General features: G+C 54.2%; 13 protein-coding genes. 1 reads left to right on the top strand and 12 read right to left on the bottom strand.

Annotated features, from left to right (window positions below; genetic code table 11):
- Positions 1-4: 4 nt before the first annotated feature.
- Both yqiS and RT52_RS14755 read right to left on the bottom strand, forming a co-directional pair.
- On the bottom strand, positions 5-982 hold the full coding sequence (gene yqiS, locus RT52_RS14760; protein WP_260577598.1) for a phosphate butyryltransferase: 978 nt from the start codon (positions 980-982) through the stop codon (positions 5-7).
- Positions 983-1,023: 41 nt separating this feature from the next.
- A complete protein-coding gene (locus RT52_RS14755) occupies positions 1,024-2,661 on the bottom strand; it encodes a sigma-54-dependent Fis family transcriptional regulator (protein WP_034818117.1) in 1,638 nt (545 codons plus the stop codon).
- Positions 2,662-2,792: 131 nt separating this feature from the next.
- On the opposite strand from RT52_RS14755, the gene RT52_RS14750 reads away from it, so the two are divergent.
- Positions 2,793-3,038: a DUF2627 family protein gene (locus tag RT52_RS14750; RefSeq protein ID WP_034805950.1), complete on the top strand. Its 246-nt coding sequence runs from the start codon at positions 2,793-2,795 to the stop codon at positions 3,036-3,038.
- A gap of 624 nt (positions 3,039-3,662) precedes the next feature.
- Here the strand turns inward: RT52_RS14750 and spo0A are convergent.
- The 10 genes from spo0A to nusB all read right to left on the bottom strand — a co-directional run bounded on the left by spo0A (position 3,663) and on the right by nusB (position 13,225).
- Positions 3,663-4,394 carry a sporulation transcription factor Spo0A gene (gene spo0A / locus RT52_RS14745; protein WP_081825817.1) on the bottom strand — a complete coding sequence of 244 codons (732 nt, stop codon included), beginning with the start codon at positions 4,392-4,394 and terminating at the stop codon, positions 3,663-3,665.
- The gene (gene recN / locus RT52_RS14740) at positions 4,395-6,092 is read right to left on the bottom strand and encodes a DNA repair protein RecN (RefSeq protein ID WP_034818115.1); all 1,698 of its coding nucleotides are present in this window, start codon (positions 6,090-6,092) and stop codon (positions 4,395-4,397) included.
- 13 nt (positions 6,093-6,105) lie between these two features.
- The gene (ahrC, locus tag RT52_RS14735) at positions 6,106-6,555 is read right to left on the bottom strand and encodes a transcriptional regulator AhrC/ArgR (protein WP_024371524.1); all 450 of its coding nucleotides are present in this window, start codon (positions 6,553-6,555) and stop codon (positions 6,106-6,108) included.
- A 134-nt stretch (positions 6,556-6,689) separates the two neighbouring features.
- Positions 6,690-7,511, bottom strand: coding sequence for a TlyA family RNA methyltransferase (locus RT52_RS14730; RefSeq protein WP_034805945.1), 822 nt, complete (start codon positions 7,509-7,511; stop codon positions 6,690-6,692).
- A 6-nt stretch (positions 7,512-7,517) separates the two neighbouring features.
- Positions 7,518-9,410, bottom strand: a complete 1,893-nt coding sequence (gene dxs, locus RT52_RS14725; protein WP_034818285.1) for a 1-deoxy-D-xylulose-5-phosphate synthase — start codon at positions 9,408-9,410, stop codon at positions 7,518-7,520.
- Between the two features lie 122 nt (positions 9,411-9,532).
- Complete coding sequence (locus RT52_RS14720; protein ID WP_034818113.1) at positions 9,533-10,402, bottom strand: polyprenyl synthetase family protein; 870 nt, start codon at positions 10,400-10,402, stop codon at positions 9,533-9,535.
- The gene (xseB, locus tag RT52_RS14715) at positions 10,399-10,629 is read right to left on the bottom strand and encodes an exodeoxyribonuclease VII small subunit (protein WP_034805943.1); all 231 of its coding nucleotides are present in this window, start codon (positions 10,627-10,629) and stop codon (positions 10,399-10,401) included. The genes RT52_RS14720 and xseB overlap by 4 nt, the downstream gene beginning before the upstream one ends.
- Entirely contained in the window at positions 10,598-11,947 is a 1,350-nt protein-coding gene (gene xseA, locus RT52_RS14710; protein WP_034818110.1) for an exodeoxyribonuclease VII large subunit, read from the bottom strand. Before xseA ends, xseB begins: the two co-directional genes overlap by 32 nt.
- Positions 11,940-12,776 carry a bifunctional methylenetetrahydrofolate dehydrogenase/methenyltetrahydrofolate cyclohydrolase FolD gene (gene folD, locus RT52_RS14705; protein WP_034818109.1) on the bottom strand — a complete coding sequence of 279 codons (837 nt, stop codon included), beginning with the start codon at positions 12,774-12,776 and terminating at the stop codon, positions 11,940-11,942. Before folD ends, xseA begins: the two co-directional genes overlap by 8 nt.
- Before the next feature lie 65 nt (positions 12,777-12,841).
- A complete protein-coding gene (gene nusB / locus RT52_RS14700) occupies positions 12,842-13,225 on the bottom strand; it encodes a transcription antitermination factor NusB (protein WP_024371517.1) in 384 nt (127 codons plus the stop codon).
- Between the last annotated feature and the right edge of the window lie 55 nt (positions 13,226-13,280).

The raw sequence follows: 13,280 nt of genomic DNA, 5'->3' as shown, positions 1-13,280 counted from the left end.
GTGGTTAGTTTTTTGCGTGCAACAATGCGAAAGCGAGCGAGTATAGCTTGGCCTCGGCCGTATCGGCCCGGCTCGTCAAGACAACAGGGGCAGTGGCGCCGACGACGATGGCTGCCACGCTTGCCCCCGCGAAGTACATGATTGACTTATAAAGGACGTTGCCGACCTCTATGTAGGGTACGAGCAATAAATCGGCTTGGCCGGCAACATCGCTGTCAATCCCTTTTTGTTTGGCCGCGACCATGTCGACGGCATTGTCGAGGGCGAGTGGTCCGTCGACGACACAGCCTTTGATTTGGCCGCGCCTGTTCATTTGTGTGAGCAAGGCCGCATCGACCGTCGCCGTCATCTGTGGGTTGACGACTTCAACAGCGCCGATAGCTGCGACTTTCGGCGACTCGTAACCGATGTCTCGCATCGCCCCGACGGCGTTGTGGATGATGTCCACCTTCTCCTCAAGCGTGGGGGCGATATGGATGGCCGCATCGGTCACCCCGATCAACCGCTCACGGTTCGGGATTTGGAACAAGGCGACATGACTGAGCGTTCTGCTCGTCCGAAGACCCGTCTCCCGACTGAGCACCGCCTTCATGAACGTTGACGTCGCAACCATCCCTTTCATGAGCACGTCGGCCTCACCATTTTTGACGGCTAGCGTCGCGCGCTTTGCAACGTCCGCCTCACCTTTCACATGCAAAATGTCGATGGCCGCCTCGTCGATGCCTTCGTCATCACATAAACGCTTAATCTCACGGGCATCCCCAATCAAGATGAACCGCGATAGACCGTGATCGGTTGCGAGCTTGACCGCCCGAATCACTTCCACATCAGCAGCTCCGGCTATCGAGACGGTACATCCGTCCAACTGCTTAGCCTTTGCGAGCATCCGTTCAAAATTCATACGTGTCCCCCCTAACGATGCTTCATTTATATCTATGCAATTTACGTTCCAATATTGAAAGCGCTTTAAACCGTCATTCATCATGTATTTTATTTCATGCCATGCATTTTATTGCAGGTAATTTATTGCATACGGTCAAGCTTATTATACAATGTCCGAATCGAAATGTGTAAACGTCGTGCCGCTTCGGACTTGTTCCCGTCGGCCTCTTCGATTGCCCGCTCAATCAAATCACGCTCATAGCGGGCGACCAATTCTTGGAGTGTCGCCGTGTCCGTTTGTTTTGTCACCGTTCGGCGCGGGGCGAGTTGAAGATGATGCGGCGCGATTTCTTGATCGTTATTCGACATGTAGATCATCGCCCGACCGAGCACGTTTTCGAGCTCCCTGACGTTCCCTTTCCAGTACTGGCTTTTTAGCAACTCGATCGCCTCCGCCTCGATTCCGTGCACGCTCCGTCCATATTCTTGATTCAATTTACGGATGATTCGTTCTGCGAGTGGTCGAATCTCCTCCAATCGGTCCCGAAGCGGCGGAATATAGATTGGCATGCGATTGATCCGATAATACAAGTCTTCACGGAACGAGCCGTCGGCCACTTTTTGTTCAAGGTCCGCGTTCGTCGCCGCGATAATTCGGACGTCGACCGGAATCGCATTCGTCCCACCGACACGGACGACTTCATGCTCTTGGAGGACACGGAGCAGTTTGACTTGCACGTCGAGCGGCAACTCCCCGATCTCGTCTAAGAAAAGCGACCCTCCGTCCGCTTCCTCGAAGTATCCGACCTTCCCGCCACGCTTCGCCCCGCTGAACGCCCCGTCCTCATAACCGAATAGCTCACTCTCGAGCAACGTCGGTGAGATGGCGGCACAGTTGACGCGAACGAATTTATTATACTTTCGCGGCGACTCACCGTGAATGGCATGGGCGAACAGCTCTTTGCCCGTACCGGACTCACCCCGAATCAGCACGGTCACCGGTGTGAGCGCTGCGAGACGGGCCTGTTCGATGACGAAGCGCATCGCATCGCTCGTGGCGATGATGTCTGAAAACTGATATTTCGCTTCCAGGTTTCGAATCCGTGTCTTCGCTTCTTGCAGTTCGTCACGGAGCGCCCGAAGTTGCGAGACGTCTCGGATGACCCCGACAGAACCCCGTAGCTTCCCTTCCACGATAATCGGTTCGGCGTTGACGAGGATGTCACGCCGCGTCGCGCCGATTTGCATCCGAATGTCGCGGACGCCTTTACCGGTCGACAACACTTTTAAATGCACGCTCTCTTGCATCCCGATATCGGCCGTCGCCGGCTTATCGACGACGTCCTCTTTCTTAAATCCTGTAAGACGCGTATAGGACGGGTTGATTAAAATCGTATTGCCGTGATGGTCCGCCACCGAGATCGCTTCGCTCGTGCAATCGATAATCGCCTCGAGCATCTGTTGATTCTGTTGCAACCGCTCGACCACGACGCGGATGAACTCACCCGGTAAGACGACCGCCTCCGTGAAGTGTGCCTTCAATTCATGGAACGTCTCATTTTTCCCCGTCGTCTCGATGACGAAGTCCACTTGTTTTCCCGCACAATCGCGCCAGTCACGTTCGACTCGAATTCCCCGACTTCGTGCAAGCTTCAGCCCCTCGGCCGAGTCGGCCGAATCGACGACCGCGACGATCCGCACGAGCGGCGAATCGAGCAACATCTTCAATACTTCCGTGCCGCCTTTTCCGGCCCCGACAATGAGCAGTCGTTTCTTCATTGAACCATTCCCCCATTTCTCTATCTGCATTCATGCTACTGAAACCCGTCACGTTTCGCAACTGCCGTAAAAAGACCGTGTCGGGCCGCCCCTTTTCTGTTAAAATAATGAGTGGAAAAGGAGGAGATACTATGCGAGTCATCGCGCTTCTAATCCTAATCGTCCCTGGCCTGCTCGGTGTATATGGAATCAAGCTGTTACGTGACAGTTTCTTCTTGAAAACGAGCGCCCCGTTCTCATGGATTGAATCGGTCGCGGCCGCTTCGATGCTACAAGGGACGTTCGGATTGTTGATCGCCATGGGCGGAATCGGGTTCGTCGCAGGCTATATCTTCAACCGTGATAAAAAAACTGGAAAAGTCCCTATAGATTCTTAATCATCCGGACGCACAAAAAAAGGTTCCCTAACTTGACTTCATTTCAAGTGCGGAACCTTTTTATTCATATTGAATTGTGATCACTACGGATGATCTCCTCTCATAACTTACTGCACTTCATGTGACATGATTCACCAATGGTCTTCTTAATGAAGAAGTTTGAAAGAAACTAGTAACTGCCGTCTTGCGTGAACGGAAACGTACCCATTCGAGTTACTAACGGTTTTTCATCGGGTCATGTCCAACCATCCATCGTGAAGTCGAACGCTTGCCATAAACTGTTCAACGGTTGACAACACTCCTTTTGGTCAACTGAACGATTTGTTTTCCCTGAAACGATCCCTAGCTTCGAATCGAATTCAGAACCACCTCGCGAATGAGCGAACGTCGCGACCTCTCGTCGGGACGTATAGGCGATTTGAGATGTCGTTCCCACCTCTGAGCTATTAACGGATAGCGGTCCGAGATGATTTCTTGCTCTAACCTGTTCCGGAACAGATTAGAAAGCGTTCATCTGACGCTCGTCCAAGTAACTTGGTACACCTTTATTATAACAAGCTCGCGCTGAATTGCAAGCGCTTTCTTTCACAAAATAAAAGAAAAGTCAGAGGAGCCCCTGACCTTTCATTGTTGCTTCAATGACTGGTACGTCACAAAATAAGAGATGAACTCGGAGTTTTTAGGACTCCGTTCCCGTTCCGGTCGCCCGTTGAACATCTCATGGTCGCGCATCCCGTTCTCCCATGCCGTCTTGATGGCATGACGCATCGCCCGCTCGACGCGTGACGACGTCGTCTCATGCTCTTTGGCCACCATCGGATAAAGTTCCTTCGTGATGAGGCCGAGCAACTCTTGTCGCTCGCGCACGTAGATGACAGCTTGACGAATATATTTGAATCCTTTGATGCGCGGTGAGATCCCGAGCTGTTGCAGTAAGAGTGAGATATCGAGTTCTTCCGGCGACATCGCCTCGAACTCACGATTCGACCCGGCGGCCAATTCTCGAATCTTAGCAATCAATTGCTGAATATTGAACGGTTTGACTAAAAAGTAAGAAGCACCGAGTTGAACGGCTTGTTTTGTCACTTCGTCTTTCCCGAACGCACTGAGCATGATCACCTCAGGCTTTGCGTCGGCCAATTCATCTTGCAGGCGTTCTAATACGCCAATCCCGTCCAAGTGCGGCATGATGATGTCGAGTAGTAACACGTCCGGTTGGTGTGTCTTGACGACGTCTAAGCACGCCTCGCCGTCAAAGGCGGTCCCGACGACCTTCAAATCGGTCTCGGTCTCAAGTTGGCGGGTCAACAAATCGACGATTTCTCGATTGTCGTCCGCGATGCATAATGTAATCAATTAAGACACCCCTTCAATGAACTTCCGTTTTAATTGCAACGACATGTCGAGCAGTTCCTCTACATGTTGTTTCGTCAACTCTGTCATCTGCGGTCCGGCAATCATGCGTCCGAGCTCGTCAATCCGTTGTTGACGGTCGAGTACGCTCACGTTCGTTTTCGTCCGTTCGTCCGTCTCCGACTTCGTAATGTAGAGGTGTTGGTCTGCCATGGCAGCGACTTGTGCTAAATGCGTGATGCAGAGCACTTGCGAGCCGACCGAGAGGCGGAAAATCTTCTCCCCCATCGCTTGCGCGACGCGACCCGACACACCTGTATCGACTTCGTCGAAGATGATCGAGGCGACGCCGACCGTCCGAGAGAAAATCGATTTCAGCGCGAGCATGACCCGTGACAGTTCTCCACCAGAAGCGACCTTCGCGAGCGGTTTGAACGGTTCTCCGACGTTTGTCATCATGTAAAACTCGACTTGGTCGAGGCCGTCTTGTCTAAACGCACCTTCTTTGAACCGGACTTCGAATCGGGTCTTCTCCATGTATAACTCTTGCAGTTCGCGATGAATCGCTTGCTCGAGCTCGGTCGCAGCTCGTTTCCGGGCTGCCGACAAGGCAAGCCCGCTCTCACGCACATCGACCTCGAGTCGCTCGAGCTTTTCGGTCAGTTCTTGCAAATGTTCTTCCCGATTCGTCATCGATTTTAACTCTTCGGCCACTTTTTCTCCGTATGCGATGACTTCATCGATTGTGGCGCCATATTTTCGTTTCAATTGTTGGAACAAGGCGAGCCGCGTCTCAATCTCATCGAGACGGATTGGATCGAACTCGAGCGAGTCAAGCTGGTCCCGAAGTTGGAACTTTGCATCCTCGAGTAAGAAATAAGCGTTTGAGATCGTCTCGGCCATCGGTGAAAGTGACGTCGAGAGCGTCGACGCCTCTTCCATCTCCCGCATCGCGACGCCAATTTGATCAAGGCCGCGCGACTCATCCGCGACCGCCTCATATGACAACCGAACGTGCTGATGGATCCGCTCGAAGTTGGCGAGCTCGTCCCGCTCTTCCGTGAGCTCCTGTTCTTCCCCGACTTGCAGAGCGGCGGCCTCGATTTCATTCGTCTGGAAGGCGAGCAAATCCATCCGTTGCGCCAGCTCCTGCTCGCTTTGACTGAGCCGTTTCAGTTCGCTCGCGACATCATTCCAAGCCTTATACGCTTCCCGATACTGTTCGAGCAGCGGCGCGACGTCTCCTTCCGCAAAGCTATCTAAAATGCCGAGATGATACTCAGCGTCCATCAAATGTTGATGTTCATGCTGCCCGTGAATGTCGACGAGTTGTCGTCCGAACTCACGAAGCGTCGAGAGTGGCATCATCTTACCGTTGACGCGACAAACACTTTTGCCGCTACTATGTAAATCACGACGCAAGATGACCGTCCCGTCCTCAATCTCAATTCCGTATTGCGATGCCGCCTCGAAAATCGGATGTCCGGCTTCCACGATGAACAACCCTTCGATTTCCGCCTTGTCTTGACCGTATCGGACGAACTCGCTCGAGCCACGCCCCCCAACAAGCAGTCCTATCGCGTCGAGCAAGATTGATTTACCCGCCCCGGTCTCACCGGTAAGGACCGTCATCCCTCGATTGAAGTCGATGTTCAACTCGTCGATGATCGCAAATTGTTTGATCGATAGTTCTGCTAACATACGTCCATTCACCTCATAACATTCCGAGTAGTCGCTCGATGATTTGTTTCGCTTGTCGTTCATCGCGGGCAATCATCAAAATCGTGTCGTCCCCGCAAACCGTCCCAATCAATTCATCCCATGACAAGTGGTCAATCAAAACGCCAATCGCATCTGCGTTCCCCGGTAACACTTTCATGACGACCAAGTTTTGAGCCGAATCGACCGAGACGAAACTGTCCCCGAGGATCCGTTTCATCTTCCCGTACGGATTGAAGCGTTGGTCGGCCGGGAGGCTATATTTATACCGTCCATCGTTGAGCGGCACTTTGACGAGATGGAGCTCTTTGATGTCTCGTGATACCGTCGCCTGCGTCACCGGATAGCCGGCACGGTGTAATTCGTCAACCAGTTCGTCTTGCGTCTCGACTTCACGATTCGTGACGATCTCTCGGATTTTAATCAAGCGCTGTCCTTTGTTCATACTCGCTGACACCTCATTTTTCGTTTCACATACTCATGTTCATTCTAAAGTATTGTCGAAAAAAGGTCTAGCTTTCGGCGAACGATTTCAAACGGCTCGGCACGCATTAGAAAAACCTGCAGACAAGCTGCAGGTTACACGTTTTTCTTCAGTTGTGCGTGCGCGGCGTCGATGACGGCCGGCACGTCAATCGTCGGGTCGATTCCTCCGACATCTGTGAGGCGGGCAAACAATAAAAATTCAATATTGCCGTCCCCCCCGGTGATTGGTGAGTAGTCGAGCCCTTCGACGTGGAATCCTTCCGACGCGAAATACCGGACCATGTCGTCGACGACACGCTCGTGGACAGCGCGGTCGCGGACAATCCCTTTTTTACCGACGTCCGCTTTTCCGGCTTCAAACTGAGGTTTGACGAGCGCCATGACAACACCGTCCGGTTTCAAAATCTGTTTGAGCGGCGGTAACATCAATCGAAGCGAGATGAATGAGACATCGATCGTCGCAAAGTCCGGTGCGTCTTTAAACTGGTCAGCCGTCGCGTGGCGGAAGTTCATCCGTTCCATGACGACGACGCGGTCATCGCTCCGGAGCTTCCACGCCAATTGATTGTACCCGACGTCGACGGCATACATCTGCTGCGCCCCGTTCTGTAGGGCACAGTCGGTAAAGCCGCCCGTCGACGACCCGATATCGAGCCCGATTTTACCAGACACGTCGAGCGGGAAGACGTCGAGCGCTTTCTCGAGCTTCAACCCGCCGCGGCCGACGTATGGGAGAACTTGCCCCTTCACGTCGAGCGGGATGTCATCGAATACTTTATCGCCCGCCTTGTCGAGCCGTTCCGTGCCACTATAGACGAGGCCAGCCATGACGGCTCGCTTCGCCTTCTCGCGCGTCTCCGCTAAACCACGGTCGACGAGCAGTACATCTAATCTTGTTTTCTTTCTTTTTTCCATAGTTCCTCACACATTCTGTCGATTTGTCGCTTGGACGAATTGCTGAACCGATTCAGCGATTTGTGACGGCCTGAGGCCAATCTCTTCAAGAAGTTGATTGACGCCGCCATGCTCGATGTAACGGTCCGGGATGCCAAGCCGTAATACACGCGGGAACTGTCTCGCGTCACTCGCATGCTCAAGCACGCTACTACCAAATCCTCCGGCGAGCGCCGCTTCTTCAAGTGTGACGAGCGGGATGCCTTCCTCGTAAAGTGAGGTGAGCATCACATCATCGAGCGGTTTGATCGTCCGACAGTTGATGACGCGGACGCTGAGCGTGCCAGCGAGCTGCTCACGGACTTCAAGGGCGTCTTGCACTTGCGGACCGAACGTCAAGATGGCGACGTCCGTCCCTTCCGCTTCGACTTCCCAGACGTCGAGTGGAATTTCGTTCAGCGCGCCGCTCATCGGCACGCCGATCCCTTCCCCGCGCGGGAAGCGAATCGCGATTGGGCCATCGTCATAGCGCAAGGCCGAGTAGACGAGCTGTTGCAATTCTTCTTCATCTTTCGCCATCAGGATGCGAATATTCGGCACGTGGCGCATGAACGCGATGTCAAACACGCCTTGATGCGTCTCCCCATCGGCCCCGACAAGTCCTGAACGGTCGATCGTGAAGACGACGTTCAAGTTTTGACGACAGATGTCGTGCACGAGTTGGTCATACGCACGTTGGAAGAACGTCGAATAAATCGAGACGACCGGTTTCAACCCTTGCGTCGCCTGACCACCCGCGAGCGTGACCGCATGCTGTTCGGCGATTCCGACGTCAAACATACGCTCAGGAAACTTCTTCGAGAAGCAATCGAGCTTCGACCCGACACTCATCGCCGGCGTGATTAACGTCACGCGTTCGTCCGTCTCCGCGACTTTCGTCACCGTCTCCGCGACGACTTTCGAATAGCTCGGTCCTTTCACTTTGCCTTTAATCACTTCGCCGGACTCGATTTTATACGGCCCGAGCCCGTGCCACGTACCGACGCCGTCAAGCTCTGCCGGACGGTAGCCTTTCCCTTTTTTCGTGATGACGTGGACGATGACAGGACCGTCGATTTTTTTCGCATACTCGAGCGTCTCGAGCAAGTCTTTCAAGTCGTGTCCGTCAGCCGGTCCAAAGTAGGTGAACCCGAGCTCTTCAAAGAACGTCCCTGGAATGAGCGCTGATTTCAACATATCTTTGACTCGTTCACCACTCCGTTCAAGCGGCCCCCCGACAATCGGGATGTGCTTGATGAGCGACTCGACTTCTTCCCGCGCATGCTTAAGTTTACGCGAAGCGCGCATCCGACCGAGCATGTTATGCATCGCCCCGACGTTCGGGGCGATTGACATCTCGTTGTCGTTCAAGATGACGATCACGTTTTGTTTCTCGGCACCGATGTGGTTGAGCGCCTCAAGCGCCATTCCGCCGGTGAGTGCCCCGTCCCCGATGATGGCGATGGCACGGTCTTCCGATCGCCCCTTCAATTCGTTGGCGATGGCAATCCCCATGGCCGCCGAAAGCGAAGTCGAGCTGTGACCGGTCTCCCAGACGTCATGGTCGCTCTCACAACGTTTCGGGAACCCGCATAAACCGTTGTACTGACGGAGTGTGTCGAACTGTTTCGTCCGTCCCGTCAAGATTTTATGCACGTAGGCTTGGTGACCTACGTCCCATACGAGCTGGTCTTTCGGACTGTCGAATACACGGTGCAGGGCGAGCGTCAATTCGACGACGCCTAAGTTCGGCGCCAAATGCCCTCCCGTTTCTGCCAATTTTTCAATCAAGAACCGTCGAATGTCAGCGCCAAGCGCTTCCATCTCGGGTACCGACATTCGCTTCAGGAATGACGGGTCTTGAATGGATGTCAAGTCCATGATGACCATCCTTTCTCCTATCTTATTACTGATTCGTACCTTACATTTTACAAGAATGTGTCCAAGGATGCCATACATTCACAAAAACAAAGGTGACACGATGTGCAATCGTGTCACCTTTGTCAATGGTTTCGTTTGACGATGAAGTCGAGCATCGCCTGTAAGAGCGGCGCCTTAACCGATAAAGACGTCAGTTCCGCCTCTGCCAACTCGACCTCTCGTGCGAGCGCAAGTTTCGCGCCGTCAAGGCCTAGAAGTTTCGGATACGTCGTCTTATCGTTCTGTTCGTCCGATCCGACTCGCTTCCCGATGACGGCCTCGTCACCTTCGACGTCCAAAATATCGTCTTGGATTTGGAACGCAATTCCGAGGTGTCGACCGAACGCCTTTAACGCTGCGCGATCGGACGGGAGGACGTCGGCTAAAACGGCACCCGCTTCAAGCGCGTAGACGAGAAGCGCACCGGTCTTCCGCTCATGAATCGACTGAAGCGTCTCAAGCGATACGTCGGCTCGTTTTTCTGCGAGCATATCGTCGAGCTGTCCACCGACCATGCCGCGACTCCCGGCAGCCTGACTGAACAAACCGATCAATTCGACGACTTTGTGTGCCTCGAGTTTCGTTTCGGCGAGGATGCGGAACGAATCGGTCAACAAGGCATCACCGGCTAAAATCGCCGTCGCCTCGTCGAATTGACGATGGTTCGTCGGACGTCCGCGGCGGACATCGTCATCGTCCATCGCCGGCAAGTCGTCATGGATGAGCGAGTACGTATGCACCATCTCGAGTGCGGCGGCCACTTCGGCACCGAGCGAGAGCGGACGGTCATACGTCTCTAGGACGGCGTAGACGAGTGCCGGGCGAATTCGTTTCCCGCCCGCCTCGAGCGAGTACATCATCGCATCGTGAAGTCGATCCGGCATCGATTCGCGTTCATTGAATACGTCAAGCGAGCGTTCGACTTCGTGCTTCCACGATTGTAACGTCTTCATGCCGGACCTCCTTTCTCACGGAGCGTCCCGTCAAGTTCGAGAATCTCGTCCATCTTCTTCTCGGCTGCCGCGAGCTTCGCCTGACAGAAGGCGGATAAACGCACACCTTCCTCATAAAGTGTCATCGCTTCTTCCAGCGCGACGTCACCAGCCTCAAGCTTCGCTACAATGTCTTCAAGGCGGGCGAGTGCCGCCTCAAACGTCTGTTCTTCTTGTTTCTTCGCCATCGTGTCTCTCCTTCACTTCCGCGACGGCGTGACCATCTCGAAAACGGATCGTCACGAGGCCGTCATGTAGTTGTTTGACATCTTTCACGTAAGAACCGTCTTGTTCGACGAGGGTGTAGCCGCGCGCCAACACGGCGAGCGGGCTGACGGATGCGAGCCGCCCCGTTAGACGAGCGAATTGGTCTGTCGGGCGCTCGAGAGGCCGAAGTCGGACGAGCCGTTCTTCAAACTGGCCGAAACGGGCCTGTTGGGCCCGGAACACGTGTTGCAAGTTGCGGACATCTAAACGTTGGCTCGAATGGACGAGTTGATGCCGGGCCGTCGCCACTTGTTTCAACACGCCTTGCTCGAGCCGAATCTCCGCTTGCGAAAAACGTTCCCGCTTTTGAAGAATCGTATATCGAGGAGACTTCAGCCCATAGCTTTGTTGCATGCGTTCCACGCGTTCACGTAACGATGCCACTTGCGTCGTGACGACACGATGGAGTTGAAGTCCGAGCCGCTCCACATCTTTCCGCTGCGCCTCAATCGTCGCCGTGGCAAGTTCCGCTGCTGCCGTCGGCGTCGCCGCTCGGACGTCCGCTACGAAATCGGCTAGCGTGAAGTCCGTCTCATGACCGACGGCGGAGATGACGGGGATGTCCGATTCAAAGATCGCCTCGACGACCGCGTCTTCATTGAACGCCCATAGCTCTTCAATCGAGCCACCGCCTCGGCCGACGATCAAGACGTCACAGTCGGTCCGCTCATTCATCCAGCGAATCGCGTTCGCTACTTGCGGGGCCGACGTCGCACCTTGGACGGCGACCGGAGCGAACGTGATGGCGACGTGTGGAGCCCGACGTCTGAGCGTCGTGGCGATATCATGAAGCGCGGCGCCTTTTGGCGACGTCACGATCCCGATTCGTTCCGGGAAGGCTGGCAAGGGGCGTTTTCGCTCGTCGTCGAACCAGCCTTTGGCCTCGAGTTCGCGTTTCCTCGCCTCAAAACGTTCGTACAGTTGCCCAACGCCGTCTTGACGCATCAATTCGACGTACAACTGCACATCGCCGGTCGACTCATACATCGTCACACGGGCGACGACGATGACGTTCATCCCGTCCGTCGGGTCGAACGTGAGCGTCTTCGCATCACGTGCGAACATGACGGCTTTCATGCGCGACGATTCGTCCTTTAACGTGAAGTAACAATGACCGGAGGCGTAGCGCTTGAAGTTCGAGATTTCACCGATAACGGCGACTTGTTGCAACACCGGGTCCCCGTCGAGCTGACGTTTCACATAACGGACGACTTCGGAGACGGGAAGCGGATTAGCCACGAGACGCGACCTCGACGGTATTGTGCATGAGCATCGTGATCGTCATCGGGCCGACACCACCAGGAACAGGGGTGATGGCACTTGCGACTTCCTTGACAGGCTCATAGTCGACGTCACCGACGAGACGGTTCTCGACACGGTTGACCCCGACATCGATGACGACGGCGCCCGGTTTGACCATGTCTTTCGTGACGAGACCGGCCCGACCGACAGCGACGATGAGAATGTCGGCCTGACGCGTCATCGCTCCGAGGTCTTTCGTCTTAGAATGACAGTATGTCACAGTCGCCGACTCATTCAAGAACAACATCCCGACCGGCTTGCCAACGATTTGACTGCGGCCGACGACGACGACGTGCTTACCGACGAGGTCCGTCTGCATTTTCGCGAGATGAAGAATCCCGTGCGGCGTGCATGGAAGCAACGTCTCGAGCCCGAGCATCATCTTGCCCACGTTTTCCGGATGGAAGCCGTCGACATCTTTTTCAGGCGAGATGCGCATGATGACGCGATTCTCGTCGATATGTTTCGGTAACGGCAACTGGACAAGAATCCCATGCAAATCAGAATCGTCATTCATCGAATCAATCAGTTCAAGCAATTCTCGTTCCGAAATCGATGCATCAAATCGAAGCACTTGTGAATCAATTCCAATCTCCGCTGCCGCCCGCTCTTTCCCGCGTACATAGCTGTGGCTCGCCGGGTCATCCCCGATAAGGACGACCTTCAGCTTCGGCACGATGCCTCGTGCGCGGAGCGCCGAAACGCGCTCTTTCAACGTCTCCCGATACGATGTTGCGATTTGTTTCCCGTCGATCACTACTGCCATCTCTCTCATCCCCCGTTATGTTAGGTTTCTCTGTAGTTGGTGTGGTGTCTTCTCTTTTAGTTGATTTACGCTTTGATGATATTGCCGAGTACGCCGTTGACGAGCTTTGCCGCTTCTTCGTCTGCGAACGATTTGGCGAGTTCAACCGCCTCGTTGATCGTGACACTTTCAGGGATCGTCTCGACGTAGAGCAACTCGTACGTCGCCATACGGAGAATCGTCCGCTCGACGTTTCCGAGTCGATCGAGGCGCCAGTTCTTCAAGTTCTCGACGAGCAGGGCGTCAATCTCTTCTTTATGCTCGAGCGTCTCCGTGACGAGTTGCTCATAGAACGGGTCAGACTCTGTCCCGTCGAGCGCGAACTCAATCGCGTCCTCGACCTCAAGATTTGATACTTCGATTTGAAAAAGCGTTTGAATCGCTTTTTCGCGTGCTTCATGACGTTTCATTCAGATACTCTCCTTTTGCTTGCTTTCATTGTGATAGTTTAGCATAAAGCACTCA

The organism is Exiguobacterium alkaliphilum 12/1 (assembly GCF_000714435.1).
GTDB lineage: Bacteria > Bacillota > Bacilli > Exiguobacteriales > Exiguobacteriaceae > Exiguobacterium > Exiguobacterium alkaliphilum.
Note: the sequence above shows the minus strand (reverse complement) of the source record. Positions and strands in the feature narration are given on the sequence as shown.